We start from the raw sequence: 25468 nt of genomic DNA, 5'->3' as shown, positions 1-25468 counted from the left end.
GCGCGGCGGCAGGTGTTCTGCCGCCGCGCGCCGTCACATCGCGTACCGGGTGTCCATCACCTGGTCGTCGGTCACCTCGGTGCCCAACGCCCACGCCTCGTAGACGCCTCGTTCGTGGCACTGGGCGCCGGTCGCCATCACCGCCTCCGGGTTCGGGAAGCGCAGACGCACCCGCAACCAACCGGCTTCCTCGCGCAGCACCAGGCAGGGCACACCCCGCCACTGGGCGAACCGGAGCCGGCGGGCCACCGCCTCCACCGGGTAACGGGCCGCCCGGGTCATCGCCAGCACCCGGAACCCGCCGGGCAGGTCGGCCACCGCCTCGTACTCGGTGTCGCCGTGGAGACCGACCAGCTGGGTCGAGCGCGGCGCGTCCCCGTTCGGCACGTACTCCTGGTCCGGGGACAGGCCCGGCACCCCCGCCAGCAGGTGTCGCCACTGCGGGCCCACCATCCGTAACCACCCGCGCTGCTCGGCCTGGTAGGTGTAGAGCACCACCTCCACCCCCTCCGGCGGGTACGCGATCAGGGCGGCGTTCGCCGGCATCGGCAGGTCGGCGAAGTCCCGGGTGATGAACTCCGGGATGAGCTGACCGTTGCTCGGCACGAAGCCCGTGCCCAGCACCGGGGCGCCGAGCCGATCCCGGGACGCCAGCGCGGTCAGGCCGCGGTGCGCCTCGCCCACCGGAACGTCGTAGTCGCCCGGGTCGGACGCCCGCCACCGCAGCGCGTACGTCACATCCGACCCCTCCCGGCCGACGTCACCGTCGCTGCGCAGCACCGTCGTCGTCGCCGGCGTACGCAGGTGTGCCACGTCGTACTCGCGGTAGCAGAAGCCGTGCGGCAACCAGCCCCGCACGTAGCCGGCGAGCTGCTGGGCGGAGAGCACCTTCACCATCCGGGTGCCCCGCCGGACCACCGCCGACGCGCGCGCCGCCGCCAGCACCGGGTCACCCGCCGCGGACGGCTGCTGGCTGAGCTGGTGCAGGTACGCCCAACCCCGCTCGCGGTGCGCGGGCATCATCAGCGGCATCTCCGGCTCGTCGGCCGGCTCGGTGCCCCCGTGCACCGCGGTCACCTCGCTGACGTGCACGAACCGGCGCCACGGCAGTGCGCTGCCCGGCCGGGGCGCCCACTCGAAGCCGGTCACCTCGTCGGCGCTGAACAGCTCGTACGCGGCGCCTCGGGCGATCTCCTCGGCCGGGTACACGCCGCCGCCGAACGCCACCTGCAACCCGGTACGTTCGCCGGCGGTCCCGCCGGTCTGGGGGATGACGCTCATGCCGCCGTCTCCCTCTCCCTCGACGAGATGCCCTGTCGACCCGGTTCGCTCGCTCGCTGGCGACGGTAGAGTCGCGCGGCGTAGTCGAGGTGAACGTCGGGTGGCGGGCAGATGGACAGGCCCGGTGTGTGATGCTGTCGCTGATGAGCGAGCCCACTGAATCGCGCCGAGAGCGCGCCGCCCGGCGGGCCGGAGAGTTTCCGCCCGCCCCCGAGCCGTTGCCCCGCGCGGTACTGGACAGCCACACCCACCTGGACATCACGGTCAGCGAGGCCGGTGTGCCCGGCGGCGGGCCGTCCGACGACCCGGTCGGGGTGGCCATCGAGTTGGCCACCAAGGTCGGTGTGGACCGGCTGGTCCAGGTGGGCGTGGACGTCGCCTCGTCCCGGTGGGGCGCGGACACCGCCGAGCGGTATCCCGCGGTGCTGGCCACCGTGGCACTGCACCCCAACGAGGCACCCCGGCTGACCGACCTCGACGAGGCGCTGCGGCAGATCGAGTCGCTGGCCGCCCGCGAGCGGGTCCGGGGGATCGGCGAGACTGGAATGGACTTCTTCCGGACCGGCGACGAGGGACGCGCCGCGCAGGAGGAGAGCTTCCGCGCGCACATCGCGATCGCCAAGCGGTACGGCAAGGCGCTTGTCATCCACGACCGGGACGCCCACGCGGACGTGCTGCGGATCCTCGACGACGAGGGCGCGCCGGACCGAGTGGTGCTGCACTGCTTCTCCGGTGACGCCGACTTCGCCAGCGAGTGTGTCCGCCGCGGTTACCTGCTCAGCTTCGCCGGCACCGTCACGTTCGGCAGCGCCACAGCGCTGCGGGAGGCCGCCGCGCTCACCCCCGTCGACCAGATCCTGGTGGAGACCGACGCGCCGTACCTCACCCCGACGCCGCACCGTGGCCGGCCGAACGCCTCGTACCTGATCCCGCTCACCGTCCGGGCGCTCGCCCAGACCACCGGCACCGACCTGGACGAGCTGTGCGCGGCCATCTCCGCCACCGGCGACCGGGTGTTCGGCCCGTGGTGAGCCCGGCCCGACGGTCGACCCCGACCCCGTCGCTACGCTTCCCGGCATGACCGGTCTCCTCGGCCCGGCGGAGATCCGGGAGCTCGCCGCCCGGCTGGGTGTCGCGCCCACCAAGAAGCTGGGCCAGAACTTCGTGCACGACCCGAACACCGTGCGCCGGATCGTCACCGCCGCCGGCCTGACCCCGGACGACGTGGCTCTGGAGGTCGGCCCGGGGCTCGGTTCGCTGACAGTGGGGCTGCTGCCGATCGCCGGGCACGTGCACGCCGTGGAGATCGATCCCGTGCTGGCCGGGGCGCTGCCGGAGACCGCCGCGCGGTACGCCCCGGCGGACGCCGACCGGCTCACCGTGCACCGCGCGGACGCCCTGCGCGTCGCCGCCGCCGAGTTGGCCGACCCGCCGCCGACCGCGCTGGTGGCGAACCTGCCCTACAACGTGGCGGTGCCGGTGGTGCTGCACCTGCTCGCCGTGCTGCCCACCCTGCGGCGCGGCCTGGTCATGGTGCAGAAGGAGGTCGCCGACCGGCTGGTCGCCGGTCCCGGCTCCAAGGTGTACGGGATCCCGTCGGTCAAACTCGCCTGGTACGCCCATGCCAAGGGCGCCGGACGGGTGCCCCCGAACGTGTTCTGGCCGGTGCCGAACGTCGACTCCGGCCTGGTCGCCTTCACCTGCCACGAACCGCCCCGCTCCGACGTACCCCGGGAAAGGGTGTTCGCCGTTGTCGACGCGGCGTTCGCGCAGCGGCGCAAGACGCTGCGCGCCGCGTTGGCCGGCTGGGCCGGTGGCGCGGACCGGGCCGCCGCAGCGCTCACCGCGGCCGGCGTCGACCCCGGTGCCCGTGGAGAGTCCCTGACCGTCGAGCAGTTCGCCGCCATCGCCGCGTCGGCTCCGGCCGGTACGCCGGCCGCGAAGTAGGCTGACGCCCGTGCCCGCCGAGGACGCCGAGGAGCTAATCGTGGCCAAGCCGTTCGACATCCGCCTGCGCTTGCGGGATGTCACCCCGTGACCGAGGCCTGGCGTCCGGACGACGAGGACGAGCGACGCGGGGCCATCGGGCCGGTGAAGGTCCGGGTGCCCGCCAAGGTCAATCTGCACCTCGGGGTGGGCCCGCTGCGCCGGGACGGCTACCACGAGCTGAACACGGTCTACCACGCCATCTCGATCTACGACGAGCTGACGGCCCGTCGGGGCGACACTCTCGCCCTGACGATGGAGGGCGAGGGCACCGGCGAGCTGGCCCTGGACGACTCCAACCTGGTGATCCGCGCGGCGCACGCCCTCGCCGGGTACGCGGGCGTGCTGCCGCATGCCCGGCTGCACCTGCGTAAGCAGATCCCGCTGGCCGGCGGGCTGGCCGGTGGCAGCGCCGACGCGGCGGCCGCGCTGGTGGCCTGCGACGCGCTGTGGGGCACCGGGCTGTCCCGCGACGAGTTGGCGGGGATCGCCGCCGACCTCGGCTCCGACGTGCCGTTCCTGATCTACGGGGGCACCGCGTTGGGCACCGGCCGGGGTGAGGCGATCAGCCCGGTGCTGGCGCGTCCGACCACCTGGCACTGGGTGGTGGCGATCGCCGACGTGGGCCTCTCCACTCCCGCCGCCTACCGCGAGCTGGACCGGCTGCGCGACTCCGGTGCCGCCGGTGCCCCGTTGGGCCCCACCGACGCCCTACTGGGTGCGCTGCGTCAACGCGACCCCCGGGTGCTCGCCCGTACGCTCGGCAACGACCTCCAGGATGCCGCGCTGGCCATGCTCCCGGCGCTGGCCGACACCCTCAAGGCCGGCGAGGAGGCCGGCGCGCTCACCGGCATCGTCTCCGGCTCCGGCCCGACCTGCGTGTTCCTCGCCGCCGACGCCGCCGACGCGGAGCGGATCGCCGCCGAGCTGAACGCCGCGGACGTGTGCCGGGAGGCGCGGGTCGCCCACGGCCCGGTCGCCGGCGCCCGCGTCGGCTGACGGTACGTCCCACCGGTCCCACGGGCGCGCGGCGCGGTCGCCCCTGGCGTCCGCGTACCCTTGAGGCAGGCGTCCAGGTGCCCGCCGGCACCGGGACGCCTTGATCATGAAGGGTGGATCGTGGCGAACATCGTCAATCTGGACCGGGTGTCCAAGGGGTACGGCGCGGCAGGGCGGCTGCTCACGGACGTCTCGCTCGGCCTGGACGACGCCGACCGGATCGGCGTGGTCGGCCTCAACGGTGCCGGCAAGTCCACCCTGCTACGCCTGCTCACCAAGCAGGAGGGCCCCGACGACGGCCGGGTGACCCACCGTCGCGACCTGCGGGTGCTGTGGCTGCCGCAGCAGCTCACGCTGGCCCCCGACGCCACCGTCCGGGACGTGGTGCTCGGCACCGCCTGGCTCGACGAGGGCATGGGCGCCGAGCACGAGTGGGCCGGCGACGCCGGTGTCCGTGCCATCCTCGACGGTCTCGGCATGCCGCACCTGGGCCTCGACCAGCCGGTCGGCCCGATGTCCGGTGGCGAACGACGCCGGGTGGCGCTCGCCGCGCTGCTCGTCCGCGACTCCGACCTGCTCATCCTCGACGAGCCCACCAACCACCTCGACGTCGGCGGTGTCGACTGGCTGGCCCGGCACCTGGTCGGCCGCAGGGGCGCGCTCGTGGTGGTCACCCACGACCGGTGGTTCCTCGACGCCGTATGCACCACCACCTGGGAGGTCGCGGACCAGACCGTTCGCGCCTACGAGGGCGGCTTCGCCGCCTGGACCCTGGCCCGCGCCGAGCGCGAGCGCGTCGCCGCCGCCACCGAGGCCCGCCGGCAGAACCTGCTCCGCAAGGAGATCGCCTGGCTGCGCCGTGGTCCGCCGGCCCGTACCTCCAAGCCCCAGTTCCGCATCGACGCCGCGAACGCGTTGATCGCCGACGTGCCGCCGGCGCGGGACACCATGTCCCTGCAACGCATGGCCGTCTCCCGGCTCGGCAAGCAGGTGTACGAGCTGGAGAACGTCGAGCTGCACGCCGGCCCCAAGGAGATCCTGCGCGACACCACCTGGCTGGTCGGCCCCGGCGACCGGATCGCCATCCTCGGGGCCAACGGCGCCGGCAAGACCACGTTGCTGCGGATGCTCGCCGGCATCACCCGCCCCGACGGTGGCCGTCTCGGCACCGGTTCCACGGTCCGGCCCGCGTTCCTGTCCCAGGAGCTCACCGAGCTGCCCGGGCACCTGCGTGTGCTCGAAGCCGTCGAGGAGGTCGCCCGCCGGGTCCAGCTCGGCGACCGGGAGGTCTCCGCGTCCCAGCTCGCCGAGGTGTTCGGCTTCGACGACCGCCGCCTCTGGACGCCGGTCAGCGACCTCTCCGGTGGGGAACGCCGCCGGTTGCAGATGCTGCGGCTGCTGGCCGGCGAGCCCAACGTCCTGCTCTTCGACGAGCCCACCAACGACCTGGACACCGACACCCTCGCCGCGTTGGAGGACCTGCTCGACTCGTGGCCCGGCACGATCATCGTGGCCAGCCACGACCGTTACCTGATCGAGCGGGTCACCGACACGGCGTACGGCATGTTCGGCGACGGTCGGCTGGTGCACCTGCCGGGCGGTGTGGACGAGTACCTCGCGCGGACCGCCGAGCGGGCCGGCTCGCCTCGGGCGGGCGTCTCCTCGGCCTCCGCGCCCGCTGCCCCCTCGGGTGCCGGGATGTCCGCCGCCGAGGTCCGCCAGGCCCGCAAGGAGCTGACCCGGCTGGAACGGCAGCTCGGCAAGCTCGACCAGCGCGAGACCACGCTGCTCGATCAGCTGGCGGCGGACGCCACCGACTACGCCCGGGTCGCCGAGCTGGACGCCCAGCTCAAGGATCTGCGCGCCGAACGGGAGCGGATCGAGGAGAGCTGGATGACCCTCGCCGAGGACCTGCCGGAGAGCTGAACGTTCCGGGCGAGGCGGCCCGGGCCCCGTGTGCGGCGTCACACCACCACATGCGAGACAATCGTCAGCGACACCTACCCCACGGCGTTGGAGACACAGACATGGCACACACCCCCGTCAACCACCCCGCGCGGCCGATCTACCGGGCGATCGGCGGGCTGACCGGTCTGTACCTGGTCGTCTTCGGTGTGCTCGGCATCATCGCCAGCACCGGCAACGAGATCCTCGCCCAGGACGACACCCGGGTCCTCGGTCAGGGCACGAACCTCGGCTTCTCGCTGCTCAGCGTGCTGCTCGGGATCGTCGTGCTGGTCGGCACCGCGCTCGGCCACAACATCGACGTGGCGATCAACCAGTGGCTGGCGTACGCCCTGATGGTGATCGGCCTGGGTGGTCTCGCCTTCATCCGCACCGACGCCAACATCTTCAACTTCAGCATCACCACAGTGGTCGTGGTGCTGACGGCGTCCCTGGTGCTGCTCATGGTCGGCATGTACGGCAAGGTCGGCACGGACGAGGAGGCGGAGGCGTTCCAGAAGGCTCGCCTCGTGCTCTGAGCTTCTTTCTTTGGTCGCTGTTGTGGTTTTCGCCGGAGCCCGAGCTGCTCCGGGCGGTCAGGCTTGATCCCTGCGCAGCTCGGGCTCCGGCGAAAACCTGACCTGGTCCAGCCGGTCGGCGGACCGCGCGACCATCAGTGTTTTGCCTGACATGCCCGTTTTCGTGGGCGAGAATTCCCCTGAAACGGTCAATCAGGGGGTCTCGGGTATGCCGCATTTTCCGGTCAACCATCCGGCACGGCCGCTGTACCGGGTCCTCTCCGGTCTGGTCGGCGTCTACATCCTGGTCTTCGGCGTCTGGGGCGTCGCCGAGACGATCGGTGACCCGCTCTTCGCCCGGAGCAGCACCTGGGCCCTCGGACTGCGGACCAACCTGGCCTTCTCGCTCGCCTCGGTGGTCTTCGGAATCGTCCTGATCATCGGGGCGTCGCGGCGCAGCAACCTCGGTCACTACATGAATCTGACCGCGGGTGTGGTGTTCCTGGTGACCAGCATCCTGATGATGTCCGTGCTGCAGACCGACGCGAACTTCCTCAACTTCTCGATGTCCACGGTCGTGGTGTCGATGCTGTTCGGCCTGATCCTGTTCGGCACCGGCCTGTACGACAAGGTCGGCCCGGCCGAGCACGCGGAGGCGGAGCTGGAGCGCCGTAAACACCCGGTCGCCGACGCGCACCGCCGCTGAGCGGGCTCAGCGGGCGGTGCGCGGTCAGCTGGCTCAGTGGCGGCGCGCGGTGATCAGTGTCGGCTTCGCCTCCAGGTGCGACAGCCCGTTCCATGCCAGGTTGACGAGGTGCGCCGCCACCGTCTCCTTGCGCGGCTTGCGGACCTCCAGCCACCAGCGCCCGGTGAGGGCCACCATGCCGACCAGCGCCTGTGAGTAGAGCTCGGCGAGCTTGGGATCGTACCCGCGGCTCTTGAACTCGGCGCCCAGGATGTGCTCGACCTGGTGCGCCACGTCGTTCATCACGCTGCTGAAGTTGGCCGTGCCGGACATCAGCGGCGACTCGCGGACCAGGACCCGGAAGCCGCTGGTCTCCTCCTCGATGTAGCCCAGCAGGGCCAGCGCGGCCTGTTCCAGTAGCTCCCGGGGATGCCCGGCGGTCAACGCGGTGGTGATCCGGTCCAGGAGGGCGCGGACCTCCCGGTCCACCACCACCGCGTACAGCCCTTCCTTGCCGCCGAAGTGCTCGTACACCACCGGCTTGGAGACCTTGGCGCGAGCGGCGACCTCCTCGATCGAGGTGGCGTCGAAGCCACGCTCGGCGAACAGCTGCCGGCCGGTCGCGATCAACTGCTCCCGTCGCTGGGCCGCCGACATGCGGACCCGGGAGGTGGGTTTGGCCTTGGGTGGGGCCAGCGGGGCCGGCGGGACCGCCCGCCGGTTGCCGACACCGTCACCGTCACTGACCTCGGGCATGTCGCCGCCTCGCTGGCGCTCGGTGACGCCCTGCCGTGGGATGGTGCCTCCGCTGTGCCCGTTCACGTCGTCGCCTCACTGTCGGGCGGTCCGACCCCGCCGCGCCGTCCGACCGTATCCGGATCGAGCCCGGCTCCCCGTCGGCCGAGCCGTCCGGTCCCCCCGCGTGGCTCGGTCATCTGGGCCATCCTGCCAGGCGGCCTCCTGGCGCACCGCCCGGTTTTACCGGGGTGCGACCGGCTTCACCAGCTTCGCGGCGAGGCGTTCCGGCTTCGGCCAGCGCACCTGCGTCGCCGCGCCGACCTTCTCGAAGAGCCAGATCACCCGGGCGGAGATGTCCACCTGGCCGCGCAGGACGCCGTGGCGGGCGCTGGTCGGGTCGGCGTGGTGCAGGTTGTGCCAGCTCTCGCCGAACGACAGGATCGCCAGTGGCCAGAAGTTCGACGCGCGGTCGCCCTGGCGCATCGCGAAGGGTCGCTCACCGTAGACGTGGCAGACCGAGTTGATCGCCCAGGTGACGTGGTGCAGCAGGCCGATCCGGACCAGCCCGGCCCAGAAGAACGCGGTCAGGGCACCCTGCCAGGACCAGGTCACCAGGCCGCCGATCAGCGCCGGGCCGAGTAGGGAGACGGCCACCAGCGCGGGGAAGAGTCGGTCGACCCGGCTGATGTCGCGGTCGGCGATGAGGTCTGGTGCGAAACGCTCACGGTTGGACAGTTCGCGGCGGAACAGCCAGCCCACGTGCGCGTGGAACAGGCCGCGGGTCAACGCCCAGAAGCTGGTGCCGAAGCGCCACGGCGAGTGCGGGTCGCCCTCCAGATCGGAGAACGCGTGGTGCCGGCGGTGGTCGGCGACCCACTGGATGATTTCGCCCTGCACCGCCAGCGAACCCGCGACCGCCAGCGTCACCCGTAGCCAACGCTTGGCCTTGAACGACCCGTGCGTGAAGTAGCGGTGGAAGCCGACGGTGATGCCGAGCCCCGAGACGACGTACCAGACCAGGCCGATGAGCACGTCGGTCCAGCCGAGCCAGCCGCCCCAGGCGACGGGCACAGCGACCAGCAGGGCGACGAAGGGGATCACCACGAAGGCCCACAGGGCGGCCAGGATGCCGGGGGACTGGCTGCCGTCGGTGAGGGGTTTGGGGCCGGGCGCGGCGGTGTTGGGATCGAGCAGAGCAGTGGACATGGGACCTCGCAGGGGGATGGTGACGATCACGAAGTTACGCCTACGTCACCGTAACTTACGGCACCGTAGATCGCACGGGGAAGTTTCGAACAAACCTCGGATACTCACACGTAGCAGCAGGTCAAGGCCGTGTGAGCGGGGGCGGCCCGCGGTGTCGCCGCAGGCGTCGGGAGTGCGGAACAGGGGGTGCCGGCGGTCGGCCGGGAAGCGGGTTCGGCAGAGCGGGGTGGAATGAGCGATGGCGTCCGACGCTCGGGACGCTAAGGTGTAGCCGGCGGGGTGCTCGTCCCCCCGGATGCGATGTGCTCGCATCGTTGATCGGCCGTGGTGTAACTGGCAACACCCGGGTCTTTGGTACCCGTATTTCAGGTTCGAACCCTGGCGGCCGAGCTGTCCATCTGCGCCCGTTTTAGGGTCCGGTGGGGGTAAGAGAGAGACGCGACAGACCCCGCAGCTAGCATGGCCGCGAGAGTGTCCGCCGTCCCGACGGGAGCCACGTCGTGCCCCAGCCCCACCTTCGTACCGTCGTCGTGCTCGCCGCCGGTGAGGGCAAGCGGATGAAGTCGACACTGCCCAAGGTGCTGCACCCCCTGCTCGGTCGGACGCTGCTCGGTCACGTGCTGAGCGCCGCCGCGCCGCTCGCCGCGGACCGCACCGTCGTCGTCGTCGGACACGGCGCCGACCAGGTCCGGGGGCACCTGTCCGATGTCGCACCGGACGCCACGCCAGTGCTCCAGGCCGAGCAGCTCGGCACCGGCCACGCCGTACGGATCGCGCTGGACGCCGTCCCGGACGGGGCAGGCACCGTCGTGGTGATCAACGGGGACGTGCCACTGCTGCGACCCGAGACGGTGGGCGCGCTGGTGACGGCGCACGAGGAGGCCGCGGCGGCGGCCACCGTGCTCGCCGCCGAGGTGCCCGACCCGACCGGCCTCGGCCGGATCGTCCGGGACGTCGACGGCCGCCTGGAGCAGATCGTCGAGGAGCGTGACGCCGACGCGACGCAGCGGGCGATCCGGGAGATCAACGCCGGCATCTACGCGTTCGACGCGGTGCGACTGCGCGATGCGCTGGGCAAGCTCTCCACCGACAACGACCAGGGCGAGGAGTACCTCACCGACGTCTTCGGCCTGCTCCGCGCGGCCGGCGAGCCGGTCGCTGTGCACGTGGCCGTCGACCACGTCGAGACGTTGGGCTGCAACGACCGGGTGGAGCTGGCGACGCTACGCCGGCTGCTGCGCGACCGGGTCAACGAGGCGTGGATGCGCACCGGGGTGAGCCTGCTCGACCCGGCGACCACCTGGATCGACGTGACGGTTGCCCTCGACCGCGACGCCGTGGTCGACCAGAACACCCAGCTGCGCGGGGCCACGGTGGTCGGCGCGGGCGCGCTGGTCGGGCCGGACGTCACGCTCGTCGACACTGTCGTCGGCCCCGCCGCGTCGGTGGTCAGAAGCCACGCCGTCGGCGCCGAGGTGGGCGCTGGCGCCACCGTGGGGCCCTACGCGTACCTGCGGCCGGCCGCACGGCTCGCCGAGAAGGCGAAGGTCGGCACGTTCGTCGAGGTGAAGAACACGCAGATCGGCGCGGGCTCCAAGGTGCCGCACCTGACGTACGTGGGTGACGCGACGATCGGTGAGCACACCAACATCGGCGCGGCGTCGGTCTTCGTGAACTACGACGGGGTGAACAAGCACCACACCGTCATCGGCAGTCACGCCCGCACCGGGGCGGACAACATGTTCGTGGCACCGGTCGAGGTGGGCGACGGCGCGTACACCGCGGCCGGCTCGGTCATCGTCGACGACGTGCCCGCGGGTGCGATGGGCGTCGCCCGGGCCCGCCAGCGCAACATCGAGGGCTGGGTCGTGAAGCGTCGCGCCGGCACGGCAGCGGCCGAGGCGGCGCAGCGGGCCGTTGACGCGAAGGATGCGCAGCGAGTGGGCGATGCGAAGGGTGCGTCGGTAGCACCCGGCACCGCAAGCGACAGTGAGGCAATCCACGGCGTGACCGAGACGGTGGGCGGCGCGTCCGGCCCGGGAGATACTGCAACCGAATAGTCCCCGACCCACCACCACCGGGCCGGGTACCGCCGACAAAACGGGAGCAGACGGGCCCATGGGCAGCATCGTCGCCGAAAACCGCAAAAGCCTGATGCTCTTTTCCGGACGTGGCTTTCCGGAGTTGGCCAAGGAGATCGGCGAGGTGCTCGGCGTCGCGCCGACCCCGGCCGACGCGTACGAGTTCGCCAACGGCGAGATCTTCGTACGGTTCAAGGACTCGGTGCGTGGTTCGGACGCCTTCGTGGTGCAGTCCGTCACGCACGGAGTGAACACCTGGGTCATGGAGACCCTGATCATGGTGGACGCGCTGAAGCGGGGGTCGGCGAAGCGGATCACCGTGGTGCTGCCGTTCTACCCGTACGCGCGTCAGGACAAGAAGCACCGGGGCCGGGAGCCGATCTCGGCCCGCCTGGTGGCGGACCTGTTGAAGACCGCTGGCGCGAACCGCATCCTCACCGTCGACCTGCACACCGCGCAGATCCAGGGCTTCTTCGACGGCCCGGTGGACCACCTCTTCGCCATGGACATCCTGGCCGAGTACGTGGAGCGCAAGTACGCCGGCCGGCCGATGACAGTGGTGGCGCCGGACTCGGGTCGGGTGCGGGTGGCCGAGCGGTGGACCGACCGGCTGGGCGGTTGCCCGCTGGCGTTCATCCACAAGACCCGGGACCCGATGAAGCCGAACCAGGTCGTGGCCAACCGCGTGGTCGGCGAGGTGGAGGGCCGGGTCTGCCTGATCGTCGACGACATGATCGACACCGGTGGCACGATCGCCAAGGCCGCCGACATCCTCAAGGAGCAGGGCGCGGCGGAGATCGTGGTCGCGTCCACCCACGCCCTGCTGTCGGACCCGGCCACCGAGCGGCTGAAGAACAGCTCGATCAGCGAGATCGTGGTGACCAACACGTTGCCGCTCCCGCCGGAGAAGCAGTTGGACAAGCTGACGGTGCTGTCGATCGCGCCGCTGCTCGCGCGGGCGATCCGGGAGGTCTTCGACGACGGTTCGGTGACCACCCTCTTCGGTGGCCTGAGCTGACCGTCCAGCCCCGTTTCCGCCACTTGGCAGGCCGGTGGGGGCGGGGCTGTCAAACTGGTGGAAACGGGGCCGGCGCGCTGGTGGGAGCACCACCGACGCGCCGGTCTGGAGCCGTGAACGGGGACTGCCGCAAACCCTGGAAACAGCTCGGGTAGACTGGTGCGGTTGCCACGGCGAGGGTGCCCGGCGGGCCGCTGAAAAGCGCCGCACGGAGGCACCGTCATCGACGCGGTGCTCCGGGCAGTCGTTCAAGACGCATGAGCCCCAGCGAGCCCCTCGCCCCAGCACCGCCAGACGACAAGCCGCCGCAGCGAAAAGCATCAGGAGTTTCCCCGTGTCCGAGGTAAAGATCAGCGCCGAGCCCCGCACCGAGTTCGGCAAGGGTGGTGCCCGTCGTACCCGCCGGGCCGGCAAGGTGCCCGCCGTGCTGTACGGCCACGGCGAGAAGCCCAAGCACATCGCGCTGCCGTCGCGGGAGTTCGCCGCCGCGATCCGCAAGGGTGGTGCCAACCAGCTCTTCGCTATCGACATCACCGACGGCACCCAGGTGCTGGCGCTGCCGAAGGCGATCCAGCGTGACCCGATCCGGGACACCTTCGAGCACGTCGACCTGCTCCTGGTGCGTCGGGGCGAGAAGGTCACCGTCGAGGTTCCGGTCCAGCTGACCGGCGAGGCCGCGCGGGACACCCTGATCGTGCACGACCACGACACCCTCTCGGTGACCGCCGACGCCACCAAGGTGCCGGACCACCTCGAGGCGTCGATCGAGGGCCTGGAGGCGGGCACCCAGGTGACCGCCGGTGACGTCGAGCTGCCGACCGGCGTCGAGCTGGCCGCCGACTCGGACCTGACCGTCGCGTCGGTGACCGCCGCCCCCACCGCCGAGCAGCTCGAGGCGACGCTGCCCGAGGTCGAGGTTGCCACCGACGAGGCCGAGGCCGAGGTCGGCGAGACCACCGAGGGCTCCGAGGACGCGGACGCCCCGGCCGCCGAGGGCGACGAGAACGCCGAGGCGCGCACCGAGGCCTGATCGGTTCGTACTCTGCGACAGGCGTCCCCGGATGGTCGGGGGCGCCTGTCGGCGTATCGGGAGTCGGTGGATGGGCGTCGGGAGGGACAGGTCGTGACGGACGAGGTGGGGCCGTGGCTGGTGGTCGGTCTGGGCAACCCCGGTCGGGAGTACGCCGGGAACCGGCACAACGTCGGCTTCATGGTGGCCGACCTGCTGGCCGGCCGGGTCGGTGCCCGGTTCGGGCGGCACAAGCGGGCGGTGGCCGAGGTGGCCGAGGCGCGGCTGGGGTTCGGTGGGCCGAAGCTGGTGCTGGTGAAGCCACTGACGTACATGAACCTGTCCGGTGGGCCGGTGGCGGCCCTGGCGCAGTTCTACAAGGTGCCGGCGGCGCAGGTGATCGCGGTGCACGACGAGCTGGACATCTCGTACGGCCAGGTGCGGGTGAAGTTCGGCGGTGGCGAGGGTGGGCACAACGGCCTGCGGTCGATGTCGAAGTCGTTGGGCACGAAGGACTACGCGCGGGTGCGGTTCGGCGTCGGCCGACCGCCGGGGCGGCAGGATCCGGCGGATTACGTGCTGTCGGATTTCGGCGCGGCGGAGCGTAAGGAGCTGGATTTCCTGGTGGACCGGGCCGCCGACGTGGTGGAGTCGGTGATCGTCAAGGGCGTGGAGCCCACGCAGAACCTGTACCACGGCAGTTGAGGCCGGGTCGAAAGGCCCCGACTCGGGGCCTCTTGACCGGGTCTGGCCGGGCGAGGCGTACCGGATCGGAAACTGTGGGCCGGTAGTCTGCGCCTTTCGGCGTGCCGCGACCGGCGACGCGGGTCGCGGCGAATCGGCCTGTGCGGGCACGGGTCGCGGCGAGGCGACGGGAGCGGGCAGATGAGCAGTCCTCCGATGATCGATGGCGCGTTCGCCCGATGGCTGGCGTCCCGGGCCGGGCAGGCGTTGCTCGACCTGCGCACGGAGATGGGTTTCGCGGACTCCGGTGCGCTGAAGTCGGCCGGGGACAAGGTGTCGCACGACCTGATTCGCACGGAGTTGGCGAAGTGGCGACCGGGCGACGCGGTGCTCTCGGAGGAGGACGAGGGCTCGCGGTTGGCCTGGGCGGCCGAGGTGAACACCGGGGCGGTGTCGCGGTTGACCGCCGACCGGGTGTGGATCATCGACCCGTTGGACGGCACCCGGGAGTTCTCCGAGGAGGGCCGCTCGGACTGGGCGGTGCACGTGGCGCTCTGGGCGCGTAACGCGCCGAGCCCGCACGGGCTGGTCGCCGGGGCGGTCGGCCTGCCGGCGCAGCACCGGGTGCTGGGCACCGACTACCCGCCGGCGTACCCGCCGATGACAGTGGAGGCGGCGACGGCCGGCGAGCGGAAGATCCGCCTGGCGGCGAGCCGGAGCCGGCCGCCCGTCTTCCTCACCGACCTGGCCGAGGACGTCGGGGCGCACCTGGTGCCGATGGGTTCGGCCGGAGCGAAGATCGCCGCCGTGGTCACCGGCGAGGTCGACGCGTACATCCACGCCGGTGGGCAGTACGAGTGGGACTCCGCCGCCCCGGTCGCTGTGGCGACGGCCACCGGACTACACGCTTCCCGGATCGACGGATCTGCGCTGAGATACAACGAGGCGGATCCGCGCCTGCCGGACCTCCTGGTCTGCCGCAAGGATCTCGCCACCCGGTTGCTTGCAGCGCTGCAGAGACATTCCGGGTAGCCTGAGCGCACTTTCTTGACATGTCCGACCGGAAAGGTCTGGAAATCGGATGAGCGAGCGAATCGAGTCGGTGTCATGACCACCCCGGCGGCGTACCGGGTCTCCCACCTGGACGCCCTGGAGGCGGAGAGCATCTTCGTGATGCGCGAGGTGGTCGCCGAGATGGAACGCCCGGTGCTGCTCTTCTCCGGCGGCAAGGACTCGATCGTCATGCTGCGGCTGGCGCAGAAGGCGTTCGCCCCGGCCAACATCCCCTTCCCCGTCATGCACGTCGACACCGGGCACAACTTCCCCGAGGTTCTGGAATACCGCGACCAGCGAGTCGCCGAGCTGGGGTTGCAGCTCGTGATCGCGAGCGTGCCGGAAGCCCTCGCTAGCGGGATGGTCCGGGAGTCCGGCGACGGCATGCGCAACCGGATCCAGACGCCGGTGCTGTTGGACGCCGTGGAGAAGCACCGCTTCGACGCGCTCTTCGGTGGGGCTCGGCGGGACGAGGAGAAGGCCCGCGCGAAGGAGCGGGTCTTCAGCTTCCGTGACGAGTTCGGCCAGTGGGACCCGAAGAACCAGCGGCCGGAGCTGTGGTCGCTGTACAACGGCCGGCACCACCCCGGCGAGTCGATCCGGGTCTTCCCGCTGTCCAACTGGACCGAGCTGGACGTCTGGCACTACATCGCCAGGGAACGCATCCCGCTGCCCTCGATCTACTACGCGCACGAGCGTGAGGTGATCGAGCGGGACGGCATGCTGTACGCGGTCAACGAGTTCTTCCGTCCCCGGGCGGGCGAGGAGCGGTTCAAGGAGCAGGTGCGCTACCGCACCGTCGGCGACGCCTCCTGCACCGCCGCCGTCCGTTCCGACGCGGACACCGTGGAGAAGGTCATCGAGGAGGTGGCGGCCACCCGGATCACCGAGCGCGGCGCCACCCGTGGTGACGACCGGGTCAGCGAGGCCGCCATGGAGGACCGCAAGCGGGAGGGCTACTTCTGATGACCACCGAGACCATGGCGAATGCGGAGGACCGGGCTGTCACCGGGGCCGGGCCGGAGGCCCGGGCGATGGACCTGCTGCGGTTCGCCACCGCCGGCAGCGTGGACGACGGCAAGTCGACACTGATCGGGCGGCTGCTCTACGACACCAAGTCGCTCTTCACCGACCAGTTGGCGGCGGTGGAGGCGGTCAGCGCCGCCCGCGGTGACGAATACACCAACCTGGCGCTACTCACCGACGGCCTGCGTGCCGAGCGGGAGCAGGGCATCACCATCGACGTGGCATACCGCTACTTCGCCACCCCACGGCGCAAGTTCATCATCGCCGACACCCCCGGGCACATCCAGTACACCCGCAACATGGTCACTGGGGCGTCCACCGCCGACCTGGCGCTGATCCTGGTGGACGCGCGCAAGGGCCTGGTCGAGCAGTCCCGCCGGCACGCGTTCCTGTGCTCCCTGCTGCGGGTGCCGCACCTGGTCCTCTGTGTCAACAAGATGGACCTGGTGGACTGGTCGCAGGAGGTCTACGAGCAGATCGCCGACGAGTTCACAGCGTTCGCCGCGAAACTCGACGTACCCGACCTGACCGTGGTGCCGATCTCCGCGCTGCGCGGTGACAACATCGTCGCCCGGTCGGAGAACATGCCGTGGTACGAGGGCCCGTCGCTGCTGCACCACCTGGAGCGGGTGCACATCGCCAGCGACCGCAACCTGGTCGACGTCCGGTTCCCGGTGCAGTACGTGATCCGTCCGCAGTCGACAACCGTGACCGACTACCGCGGCTACGCCGGCCAGGTCGCCTCCGGCGTGCTCAAGCCGGGTGACGAGGTGATGGTGCTGCCGTCCGGCTTCACCAGCCGGATCGCCGCCGTGGAGACCGCCGACGGTCCGGTCGCGGAGGCGTTCCCGCCGATGTCCGTGACGGTACGACTGGCCGACGAGATCGACATCTCCCGGGGTGACCTGATCTGCCGGCCGAACAACGCGCCGGCGGTCGCCCAGGACATCGAGGCGATGGTTTGCTGGATGGACGAGACGGCCCCGCTGCGGGTCGGCGGTCGGTACGCGATCAAGCACACCACCCGCTCGGCGCGGGCGATCGTGCGTGGGCTGCACTACCGGTTGGACATCAACTCGCTGCACCGCGACGAGTCGGCCGACGAGCTGCGGCTCAACGAGATCGGTCGGGTGCGGCTGCGGACGACGGTGCCGCTGCTGGCCGACGAGTACCGGCGCAACCGCACCACCGGAGGTTTCGTCATCATCGACGAGACCACCAACCGCACGGTGGGCGCCGCCATGATCGTCGAAGCCGGCTAACCAACCCCCCCGCCACGCTAAGGCTCCCGCCCCGGCAAGATCGCGCTCGATCCAGGAAGTAGTGGCCTCCCCAACACGTGAGGCCACTACTTCCATGAACGAGCACGATCTCCGGCCCGGCCGTCGCGCCCTGCCCCGGCCCCCGTTCCGGCCCCGTGATCAAGAGGTTTGCGTCAGGATTCGGGCTCGAATTGACGCAAACCTCTTGATCAACCACGGCAGGGCAGGGCAGGGCAGGGCAGGGGGCAGGGGCAGGGTCGGGGCGGGGTCAGGGGAGGCGGGTGGCGCCGGGGGAGGGTAGGACAGTCACGGTGCCGGGGGTGGTGAAGCCTCGTTCGGCGTACGCGGCCCTGACGGCGGCGGCGACCTCGTCGGCGCGGTCCACCTCGACCAGGGCGAGGACACAGCCTCCGAAACCGCCGCCGGTCATCCGGGCACCCAACGCGCCAGCCGCCAACGCCGCCTCGACAGCGGTGTCGATCTCCGGCACGGTGATCTCGAAGTCGTCGCGCATCGAGACGTGCGAGGCCGTGAGCAGCGGGCCGATGTCACGGACCCGGGCGGCGCGGAGCAGCGCCACAGTGTCCAGCACACGCTGGTCCTCGGTCACCACGTGCCGGACCCGTCGCCTGGTCTCGTCGTCGTCGAGCTGTGCCAGCGCGGCGTCGAGTTGGTCGACGCCGACGTCCCGCAGCGCGGCGACGCCGAGGGCGCTCGCCCCGGCCTCGCAGGAGCGGCGGCGGGCAGCGTACTCGCCGTCCGCGTGCCGGTGCGGCGCTCGGCTGTCGACGACCAGAACCGCCAGCCCGGCGGCGTCCAGGTCGAACGGGATGTGCTCGACCGACTCGTCGCGGCAGTCCAGGAAGAGGGCGTGCCCGGCGCGGCAGCGGATCACCGCCGACTGGTCCATGATGCCGGTCGGCGCACCGACGTAGACGTTCTCCGCCCGCTGTGCCAGCCGGGGCTGCCGCTCCGGGGCCAGCTCCAGCCCACCGAGGTCGAGCAGCGCGGCCAGCACTGCCGACTCCAGTGCGGCCGACGAGGAGAGCCCGGAGCCCAGTGGAACGTCGGAGGCGATCGCCAGCCGGGCGCCCGGCACCTGGTGACCCGCCTCGCGGAGCGCCCAGACCACCCCGGCGACGTACGCGCCCCAGCCGGTCACCCGTCCTGGCTCGGCGACGTCGTCCGCGCCGAAGGTGATGGTCTCGTCGGAGAGCTCGGACCAGACCGTCCACTGTTCGCCGTCCTGCCGGTCGGCGGCGACCACCGTCCGCAGCGGCAGGGCGAAGGGCAGCACGAACCCCTCGTTGTAGTCGGTGTGCTCACCGATCAGGTTCACCCGGCCGGGAGCCGCCCAGCGGCCGGCCGCCTCGCCGCCGTACTGGTTGGTGAAACCCTCGGCGGCCCGTGCGACGACGTCGCCGTTCGGGTTGGTCATGACTGCCCCAGGACGTGCTTGCCGTAGAAGGCCCAGGCGTCGCCGACCATGTCGTGCAGGGTCGGCTTCTGGGGCGTCCAGCCCAGCTCGTCGTGGGCCAGCGCGGAGGAGGCGACCAACTCGGCGGGGTCGCCCTCGCGGCGTGGCGCCACCTCGACCGGCACAGGTCGCCCGGTGACTTCGCGGACCACGTCGACGACCTGGCGGTTGCTGAAGCCGTTGCCGTTGCCGAGGTTGTAGATGCGGTGCTGGCCAGCGGTCGCGGCGTCCAACGCCAGCAGGTGCGCCCGGGCGAGGTCGGCGACGTGGATGTAGTCGCGGACGCAGGTGCCGTCGACGGTCGGGTAGTCGTCGCCGAAGAGCTGGAGCTTCTCCCGCCGACCGGCGGCGACCTCCAGCGCGATCGGGATCAGGTGCGTCTCCGGGTCGTGGCGTTCACCCAGCGAGACCTCACCGTCGAGGTGCGCGCCGGCGACGTTGAAGTAGCGCAGCGAGACGGCGGCGAGCCCGTGCGCGACGGCCTCGGAGGTGAGCGCCATGTCGGCGGCGAGTTTGGTGGCGCCGTACGTGTTGGTGGGTGCCTTGACCGCCGTCTCGGGGATGGGCAGCTCGGTGGGGTTGCCGTAGACGGCGGCGGTGGAGGAGAAGACCATCCGCGGCACCCTGGCGGCGCGGACCGCGTCGATCAGGGCGAGCGTGCCGACCGTGTTGTTCTGCCAGTACAGCTCCGGCCTGACCATCGACTCGCCGGCGGCGATCAGGGCGGCGAAGTGCAGCACCCCGTCGAAGCCGGCGTCCGCGGTGACGATGCGGGCGGCCTCGTGGATGGGCGCCTCGACGTGGGTCGCGTCCGGGGCGAGCGCCTCCCGGTGCCCGGTGCGGAGGTCGTCCAGGACGACCACCTGGTGGCCCGCGTCGAGCAGCATCCGGGTCACCACGCTGCCGATGAAGCCGGCGCCCCCGGTGACGAGCAGTTTCACGTCGTTGCCTCCCTGCCTGGCCCGCCCGGGACGTGGCCCTTCGGTGATCACCCTAAGGCGGTGGTCGACATCGTCGCCGACACCGCCATCATCCCCATCTCACCATAATCTCTCACGATTAAACAGAGCCGAACATTCGTGGCCCTGTCCGTGCGATCCCCGGTGCGATGAGCGAACGGTGTCTACCATCTCTGTCATGCGGGAAGCGGCCCGTACCGGGCTTCGGCGACGCGTGCGGGTGCAGCCCCGCCGCGATCCCGGTCCGCTCGCCCGAGCCGTCGCCCGCATGCTGGTCCGCGCCGCCGATGGTGCCACCCGCCTCGTCACCGATCTGCTCGGGGCGGGCCCGGCGGCAGGCCGCGAGCGCATCTCCGAGGCCGACCTGCGGGACCTGGTCGCGGCGAACACGGTGCTCGACCCGGACGAACGGCGAATCATCGACGAGGTCCTCGTGGCCGGCGCCAGCCTGATCCGCGAGGTGATGATGCCGCGCACCGAGGTGGTCTTCCTCCCGGCACGGTTGACCATCGCCGAGGCCGCCCGGCTGGTCCGCGCCGAGACGCACACCCGTTACCCGGTCACCGACGGCACCCACGACGACGTGGTCGGCTTCGTGCACCTCCGTGACGTGCTGCTGCGGCCGGACGCCGACAACTGCGTCACCGTCGGTGAGTTGACCCGCGAGGTGAAGCGGCTCCCCGGCAGCAAGCGGGTGCTACCCGCGCTGACCGAGATGCGCCGGGAGGGCCAGCACCTCGCCGTGGTGGTCGACGAGTACGGAGGCACCGCCGGGATCGTCACGCTCGAGGACCTCATCGAGGAGTTGATCGGCGAGATCCACGACGAGTACGACGCCGCTCCGGACCCCGTACGCCCCGGCCTGCCCGCCGTGGTGGACGGCCGCCTCAACCTCGCCGACTTCGCCGAACGGACCGGAGTGGCGCTGCCCGCCGGCCCGTACGAGACGGTCGGGGGGTTCGTGATGGCCGTGCTGGGTCGGTTGCCGGTGGTCGGCGACGAGGTGCCGGTGCCCACCGAACCGGACGAGGTCGCCGAGCCCGACCCGGCCGGACCGCCGGGCGGCTGGCTGCTCCGGGTGCTCGCACTGGACGGCCGCCGGGTTGCCCGGCTCGCGGTGTCCGCCGTCCGACCGTCGGAGCAGCGCCGCGAGGACAACGCCGAGCAGCGCCGCGAGTCGGTTCAGGGAATCGGGCCCGGACAGGTGCGGGAGAGGATGGCGGGGCAGCAGCGCCGGTCTGTGGTCGGACCGACGCGGTGGGTCGACGCGGGCGAAGCACCCGAGGTCAGCAGCCCGACACCGGCGGGGCGCAGCCGACCCGCCGGCCCGTCATGACGGACCCGGTCGCTTGCTGACAGAATTGTCGCCATGTCCGACGTTCCCGCCCGCCCCCGCGTCTTCTCCGGCATCCAGCCGACGGCCGACTCGTTCCACCTCGGCAACTATCTGGGCGCGGTCCGGCACTGGGTGGCTCTCCAGGAGACCCACGACGCCTTCTACTGCGTCGTGGACCTGCACGCCATCACCGCGGGGCACGACCCGGCGCTGCTGCGTCAACGCAGCCGGGTGGCCGCCGCCCAGCTCTTCGCGGTCGGGCTCGACCCGGAACGCAGCACCCTGTTCGTGCAGTCGCAGGTGCCCGAGCACCCGCAGCTGGCCTGGGTGCTCGGCTGCATCACCGGCTTCGGCGAGGCCAGTCGGATGACCCAGTTCAAGGACAAGTCGCAGAAGCACGGCAACGAGCGGTCGAGTGTCGGGCTGTTCACCTACCCGATCCTGCAGGCCGCCGATATCCTGCTCTACCAGGCCAACGCGGTGCCGGTCGGCGAGGACCAGCGCCAGCACCTGGAACTCTCCCGTGACCTGGCCCAGCGGTTCAACGCGACGTTCGGCCCGACGTTCACGGTGCCCGCGCCGCACATCGTCAAGGACACTGCGAAGATCACCGATCTTCAGGACCCGACGGCGAAGATGTCCAAGTCGTCGTCCTCACCCGCCGGCATCATCGACCTCCTGGACGACCCGGCCCGCTCCGCGAAGAAGATCCGGTCGGCGGTCACCGACACCGGTCGGGAGATCGTCTTCGACACCGAGACCAAGCCCGGTGTGTCCAACCTGCTCACCATCCACTCAGCGCTCAGCGGGCGCGGCATCGACGAGCTGGTGGCCGCGTTCGCCGGCCGCGGCTACGGCGACCTGAAGAAGGAGCTGGCCGAGGTCGTCACGGACTTCGTCCGGCCGATCCAGGAGCGCACCCGCACCTACCTCGACGACCCGGCGCAGTTGGACAAGCTGCTCGCCGGCGGTGCGGAGAAGGCTCGCGCGGTGGCCGCGACGACCCTGCGGTCGGCGTACGAGCGGGTCGGATTCTTCGCGCCCGTCCGCGGCGAGTAGCTCCACGGACAGGTGGGCGGGTTGGTGGCCGGAGGGGCGGCGCGAAGCGTGGATCGCAGTGGCGGGGTTTCGCCGACCGGTGACACCACCCAGATCGGCATCGCGGTGGACATTCCCGAGCCGTGGGGTGGCCGGCTGACCCGTCGGCGGGTCGAGGCCGGCGACCCGCTCGCCGTTCCCGCGCACGTGACGCTGCTGGGGCCCACCGAGATCCAGACGGCCAACCTGCCCGCCGTCGAGCAGCACCTGGCCACCGTCGCCGCCGCGCACCTGCCGTTCACACTGCACCTGCGGGGCACCGGGACGTTCCGCCCGGTGACCCAGGTGGTGTTCGTCGCGGTGGCCGCCGGTATCAGCGAGTGCGAGTTGCTGGCCGCCGCCATCGCCGCGGCGCCGGGCCTGCACCGCCAGGCGCGCTTCCCGTACCATCCGCACGTCACCGTGGCACAGGACGTGGCGCCGGAGGCTCTGGACAAGGTGTACGAGGATCTGGCCGACTTCTCCGCGATGTTCGAGGTCGACGCGTTCACGTTGTTCTCGCACAGCGGGCAGGCCCGGTGGCAGCCGCGTCGGGATTTCCGCCTCGGCGACTGACCCCCGTCGGCGACGCGCCGGCCGGCGAGCACCAGGAGCCGGTTGCCACCACAGCAGTGGGAGATCGGCGAGGATGATCGCGTGAACGTGATCGGCCGGATCGAGGCGGGCATCGACCGCTGGGTGAGCGCCGCGCGCCACCGGTCGGGGCTCTTCGACCACGTGTGGCGGGCCGGCGCGCTGTACGCCGAGGTGCTGGCCGGGAGGCTGGCCGCGGCGATCGCCTACTACGGCTTTTTCGCGGTGTTCGCTCTCGCCCTGGTCGCGTACTCCGTCTTCGGCGCGATCCTGGAGGACAACGACGAGGTCAGCGCGGCGGCCGCCGACTTCCTCAAGGACAACCTGCCGTTCCTGGACGCCCAGCAGATCGCCAACTCCAGCAACACCGTCGGCGTGGTCGGTCTGGTCATCCTGGTCTTCACCGGCATCGGCTGGGTGGAGGCGATCCGGTCCTCGCAGCGGTTGATGTACCAGCTCAACCAGCAGCCGGGCAACCTGGTGATCCGACGGCTGGTCGACCTGGGCGTGATGATCGGCGTCTTCGTGCTGCTCGGCGTATCGGTCGCGGCGGTGGACGCGTTGGAGTCGCTGCTGCGATTTCTGCTGCGCAGCACGGGGTCGGTCGGCCTGACCACGATCAGCGCGGTACTCAGCGTGCTGGTCAACGCGGTGCTCGCCACCGCGTTGCTCGTCGCGGTGCCCCGGCTGCGGATGAGCAGGTCCCGGTTGCGCCCGGTGGTGTTGCTGGTGGCGGTCGGCATCACGCTGCTGAACACGGTCGGGCGGTACTACGTGGTGCGTACCGAACGCAATCCGGCGTACACCGTGGTGGCCGGCGCCGTCGGTCTGTTGCTCTACCTCTACCTGCTCAACCAGTTGGTGCTGTTCGGCGCGGCACTCCTCGCGACCTCATCGAATGGGCGGGTGGTGGACCTGGCGGAGGCCGCCGCCCCGCCGAGAGACGTGGACGAGGACACCGATCCGGGTACTCCGGGCGGTGCGGGCTGATGACGGAGGGTGCAGAGGTGCTGATCTCGGTCGACCCGGACTCGTCGGTGCCCCCGTACGAGCAGGTACGCGGGCAGCTCGCCGAGCTGATCGGTGACGGCCGGTTGCCGGTGGGCAGTCGACTGCCCACCGTCCGGCAACTCGCCGCCGACCTGCGACTGGCCGCGAACACGGTGGCCCGGGCGTACCGGGAGTTGGAGGCCGCGGGGCTGCTGGAGACCCGTGGGCGCAACGGCACCTTCGTCGCGCCCGGCCGGGACGACGCCGTCGACAGGTTGCAGCGGGCTGCGGCCGGGTACGCGGCCGAGGCGGCTCGGCTCGGCGTGGCGCCGGCCACCGCGCTCGCTCTGGTCCGTGCGGCCCTGGACGCCGCCCGCCCTGGCTGACCGATCACGGATAGGCCGCCGGACGGGCGGTAACTGCGCCGAAAGGCGTCGTGAATCGTGTTCGCGGACCATGATGAGCCGGTGGGCGCACTCATGACACTGGACCTGCCGGGGGACTCACCGCTCCTCGGCCTGCCGTGGATCATCACCTTCGGTCCACTCGGTGACCTCGACGAGTGGGAGCCGGTGGTCTGCGGGCCGTACGAGCGGCCGCACGCGTTGGCGTTGGCCGAGGCGGTGGTGGCCGAGGAGCAGTTGATGGCGGTGGTGGAGCCGTTGCTGCCGGCGCTGTCGGCCGACGAGATCCGCAGTGAAATCGCCGCCGCGCAGGTCGCCGCTGAGGACGAGGCCCGTCAGGTGGAGGGGGCTGACCTCTACGGTGACTTCGAGGACGTGATCGACGAGGAGTTGGACGCCGCCGCTGACGAGGCGGGGCACGGCGAGCCCGCCGAACCGCCGAACGAGGCCGAGGTGCGCGCCGGATTCACCCGGATCGCCGCGTTGCTCACCGCGAAGTGACCCCGAGGGCGTTCAGCGGCTCGGAGCGGCGTCCAGCACGCAGAACTCGTTGCCCTCTGGGTCGGCGAGCACAGTGAACCCCTCGGCACCGGTCTGCCCGACGTCGATCCGCCGCGCGCCGAGGTCCATCAACCGTCGTACCTCGGCCTGCGGGTCGGTGTCGGCGACCAGGTCGAGGTGCAGACGGTTCTTGCCCCGTTTGGCCGTCCCGGAGCCCTGCAACCAGATGGTGGGAGCGGCCTCGGACGCCTGGCCCGCCGGCCACAACTTGGCGCTGCCGTCGTCGCCCTGCTCGACCTGGTAGCCGAGCGCCGTTGACCAGAACGCGACCATCAGGTCCAGGTCCTCCACGTCGATCGTGCACTGCGCAACCCGTACCACCACGGGGCACCTCCGTCGCGTCGATGCCTCGTGCCGTACCCCGGGTGGCGACGGCGCACACATCGGCGTAGACGGACACCGGCGCCGCGCGGAGTCGAATCCGCGTGGCGCCGGTACCACCTCGCCCCCCACCACAAGGGGCCGGTAGCCCAGTCGCCCGTCGGCGCGGGGCACGACGGACGACCAGGTCGAGAACGAGGTACCCGCTGAACGCCGTTCCAACCAGGTGTCCGCGTGTCGGCGACGAGCGGCTGGCCGG

The 25468-nt window shown here is 71.3% G+C and carries 24 protein-coding genes, 1 tRNA gene and 1 pseudogene; 20 read left to right on the top strand and 6 right to left on the bottom strand.

Annotated features, from left to right (window positions below; all coding sequences use genetic code 11):
- Nucleotides 1-33 precede the first annotated feature (33 nt).
- Complete coding sequence (locus tag O3438_RS19045; protein ID WP_269681216.1) at nt 34-1281, bottom strand: hypothetical protein; 1248 nt, start codon at nt 1279-1281, stop codon at nt 34-36.
- 131 nt (nt 1282-1412) lie between these two features.
- Between O3438_RS19045 and O3438_RS19040 the strand changes: the two genes are divergently transcribed.
- From O3438_RS19040 to O3438_RS19015, 6 genes are all read left to right on the top strand, one after another.
- Nucleotides 1413-2312, top strand: coding sequence for a TatD family hydrolase (locus O3438_RS19040; RefSeq protein ID WP_269681215.1), 900 nt, complete (start codon nt 1413-1415; stop codon nt 2310-2312).
- A 46-nt stretch (nt 2313-2358) separates the two neighbouring features.
- Nucleotides 2359-3228 carry a 16S rRNA (adenine(1518)-N(6)/adenine(1519)-N(6))-dimethyltransferase RsmA gene (rsmA, locus tag O3438_RS19035; protein WP_269681214.1) on the top strand — a complete coding sequence of 290 codons (870 nt, stop codon included), beginning with the start codon at nt 2359-2361 and terminating at the stop codon, nt 3226-3228.
- Nucleotides 3229-3315: 87 nt separating this feature from the next.
- On the top strand, nt 3316-4266 hold the full coding sequence (locus O3438_RS19030) for a 4-(cytidine 5'-diphospho)-2-C-methyl-D-erythritol kinase (protein ID WP_269681213.1): 951 nt from the start codon (nt 3316-3318) through the stop codon (nt 4264-4266).
- 120 nt (nt 4267-4386) lie between these two features.
- Nucleotides 4387-6192: an ABC-F family ATP-binding cassette domain-containing protein gene (locus O3438_RS19025; protein WP_269681212.1), complete on the top strand. Its 1806-nt coding sequence runs from the start codon at nt 4387-4389 to the stop codon at nt 6190-6192.
- Nucleotides 6193-6293: 101 nt separating this feature from the next.
- Nucleotides 6294-6749, top strand: a complete 456-nt coding sequence (locus O3438_RS19020) for a DUF4383 domain-containing protein (RefSeq protein ID WP_269681211.1) — start codon at nt 6294-6296, stop codon at nt 6747-6749.
- 208 nt (nt 6750-6957) lie between these two features.
- Nucleotides 6958-7434, top strand: coding sequence for a DUF4383 domain-containing protein (locus tag O3438_RS19015; protein WP_269681210.1), 477 nt, complete (start codon nt 6958-6960; stop codon nt 7432-7434).
- A 33-nt stretch (nt 7435-7467) separates the two neighbouring features.
- Here the strand turns inward: O3438_RS19015 and O3438_RS19010 are convergent, their stop codons facing one another.
- Complete coding sequence (locus O3438_RS19010; protein WP_269683687.1) at nt 7468-8169, bottom strand: TetR/AcrR family transcriptional regulator; 702 nt, start codon at nt 8167-8169, stop codon at nt 7468-7470.
- Between the two features lie 222 nt (nt 8170-8391).
- Nucleotides 8392-9357: an acyl-CoA desaturase gene (locus tag O3438_RS19005; RefSeq protein WP_269681209.1), complete on the bottom strand. Its 966-nt coding sequence runs from the start codon at nt 9355-9357 to the stop codon at nt 8392-8394.
- Between the two features lie 318 nt (nt 9358-9675).
- Here O3438_RS19005 and O3438_RS19000 point away from each other — a divergent pair.
- The 8 genes from O3438_RS19000 (at nt 9676) to O3438_RS18965 (ending at nt 17490) form a co-directional block, all read left to right on the top strand.
- Nucleotides 9676-9747 (top strand) — tRNA-Gln (locus tag O3438_RS19000).
- 110 nt (nt 9748-9857) lie between these two features.
- Nucleotides 9858-11417, top strand: a complete 1560-nt coding sequence (glmU, locus tag O3438_RS18995; protein WP_332367464.1) for a bifunctional UDP-N-acetylglucosamine diphosphorylase/glucosamine-1-phosphate N-acetyltransferase GlmU — start codon at nt 9858-9860, stop codon at nt 11415-11417.
- A 58-nt stretch (nt 11418-11475) separates the two neighbouring features.
- Nucleotides 11476-12456 (top strand): ribose-phosphate diphosphokinase, encoded by a 981-nt coding sequence (locus tag O3438_RS18990; protein ID WP_145786228.1) that lies wholly within the window; start codon nt 11476-11478, stop codon nt 12454-12456.
- Between the two features lie 334 nt (nt 12457-12790).
- Nucleotides 12791-13486 (top strand): 50S ribosomal protein L25/general stress protein Ctc, encoded by a 696-nt coding sequence (locus tag O3438_RS18985; protein WP_269681208.1) that lies wholly within the window; start codon nt 12791-12793, stop codon nt 13484-13486.
- A gap of 93 nt (nt 13487-13579) precedes the next feature.
- The gene (gene pth, locus O3438_RS18980) at nt 13580-14170 is read left to right on the top strand and encodes an aminoacyl-tRNA hydrolase (protein WP_269681207.1); all 591 of its coding nucleotides are present in this window, start codon (nt 13580-13582) and stop codon (nt 14168-14170) included.
- Nucleotides 14171-14350: 180 nt separating this feature from the next.
- The gene (locus O3438_RS18975; RefSeq protein WP_088986426.1) at nt 14351-15181 is read left to right on the top strand and encodes an inositol monophosphatase family protein; all 831 of its coding nucleotides are present in this window, start codon (nt 14351-14353) and stop codon (nt 15179-15181) included.
- 75 nt (nt 15182-15256) lie between these two features.
- Nucleotides 15257-16168: a sulfate adenylyltransferase subunit CysD gene (gene cysD, locus O3438_RS18970; RefSeq protein WP_269681206.1), complete on the top strand. Its 912-nt coding sequence runs from the start codon at nt 15257-15259 to the stop codon at nt 16166-16168.
- Nucleotides 16168-17490: a sulfate adenylyltransferase subunit 1 gene (locus tag O3438_RS18965; RefSeq protein ID WP_442929621.1), complete on the top strand. Its 1323-nt coding sequence runs from the start codon at nt 16168-16170 to the stop codon at nt 17488-17490. Before cysD ends, O3438_RS18965 begins: the two co-directional genes overlap by 1 nt.
- A 268-nt stretch (nt 17491-17758) precedes the next feature.
- Here O3438_RS18965 and galK read toward each other — a convergent pair whose 3' ends face one another.
- Both galK and galE read right to left on the bottom strand, forming a co-directional pair.
- Nucleotides 17759-18928 (bottom strand): galactokinase, encoded by a 1170-nt coding sequence (galK, locus tag O3438_RS18960; RefSeq protein WP_269681205.1) that lies wholly within the window; start codon nt 18926-18928, stop codon nt 17759-17761.
- A complete protein-coding gene (gene galE, locus O3438_RS18955; RefSeq protein WP_269681204.1) occupies nt 18925-19908 on the bottom strand; it encodes a UDP-glucose 4-epimerase GalE in 984 nt (327 codons plus the stop codon). The genes galK and galE overlap by 4 nt, the downstream gene beginning before the upstream one ends.
- A 196-nt stretch (nt 19909-20104) precedes the next feature.
- Here galE and O3438_RS18950 point away from each other — a divergent pair.
- The 6 genes and pseudogenes from O3438_RS18950 to O3438_RS18925 form a co-directional block, all read left to right on the top strand.
- A pseudogene (locus O3438_RS18950) lies at nt 20105-21124 on the top strand (hemolysin family protein); the annotation flags it as partial.
- A 171-nt stretch (nt 21125-21295) separates the two neighbouring features.
- Nucleotides 21296-22321 (top strand): tryptophan--tRNA ligase, encoded by a 1026-nt coding sequence (gene trpS / locus O3438_RS18945; protein WP_088986421.1) that lies wholly within the window; start codon nt 21296-21298, stop codon nt 22319-22321.
- 24 nt (nt 22322-22345) lie between these two features.
- Entirely contained in the window at nt 22346-22915 is a 570-nt protein-coding gene (locus O3438_RS18940) for a 2'-5' RNA ligase family protein (protein ID WP_269681203.1), read from the top strand.
- A gap of 81 nt (nt 22916-22996) precedes the next feature.
- Nucleotides 22997-23923, top strand: a complete 927-nt coding sequence (locus O3438_RS18935; RefSeq protein ID WP_269681202.1) for a YihY/virulence factor BrkB family protein — start codon at nt 22997-22999, stop codon at nt 23921-23923.
- Complete coding sequence (locus tag O3438_RS18930; RefSeq protein ID WP_088986419.1) at nt 23923-24309, top strand: GntR family transcriptional regulator; 387 nt, start codon at nt 23923-23925, stop codon at nt 24307-24309. Before O3438_RS18935 ends, O3438_RS18930 begins: the two co-directional genes overlap by 1 nt.
- Nucleotides 24310-24390: 81 nt before the next feature.
- Nucleotides 24391-24828 carry a hypothetical protein gene (locus O3438_RS18925; protein ID WP_269681201.1) on the top strand — a complete coding sequence of 146 codons (438 nt, stop codon included), beginning with the start codon at nt 24391-24393 and terminating at the stop codon, nt 24826-24828.
- Nucleotides 24829-24840: 12 nt separating this feature from the next.
- On the opposite strand, the gene O3438_RS18920 is transcribed toward O3438_RS18925, so the two are convergent.
- Nucleotides 24841-25212 carry a VOC family protein gene (locus tag O3438_RS18920; protein WP_269681200.1) on the bottom strand — a complete coding sequence of 124 codons (372 nt, stop codon included), beginning with the start codon at nt 25210-25212 and terminating at the stop codon, nt 24841-24843.
- Between the last annotated feature and the right edge of the window lie 256 nt (nt 25213-25468).

This window comes from Micromonospora sp. WMMC250 (genome assembly GCF_027460215.1).
GTDB classification, from domain to species: Bacteria; Actinomycetota; Actinomycetes; order Mycobacteriales; family Micromonosporaceae; genus Micromonospora; species Micromonospora taraxaci.
Note: the sequence above shows the minus strand (reverse complement) of the source record. Positions and strands in the feature narration are given on the sequence as shown.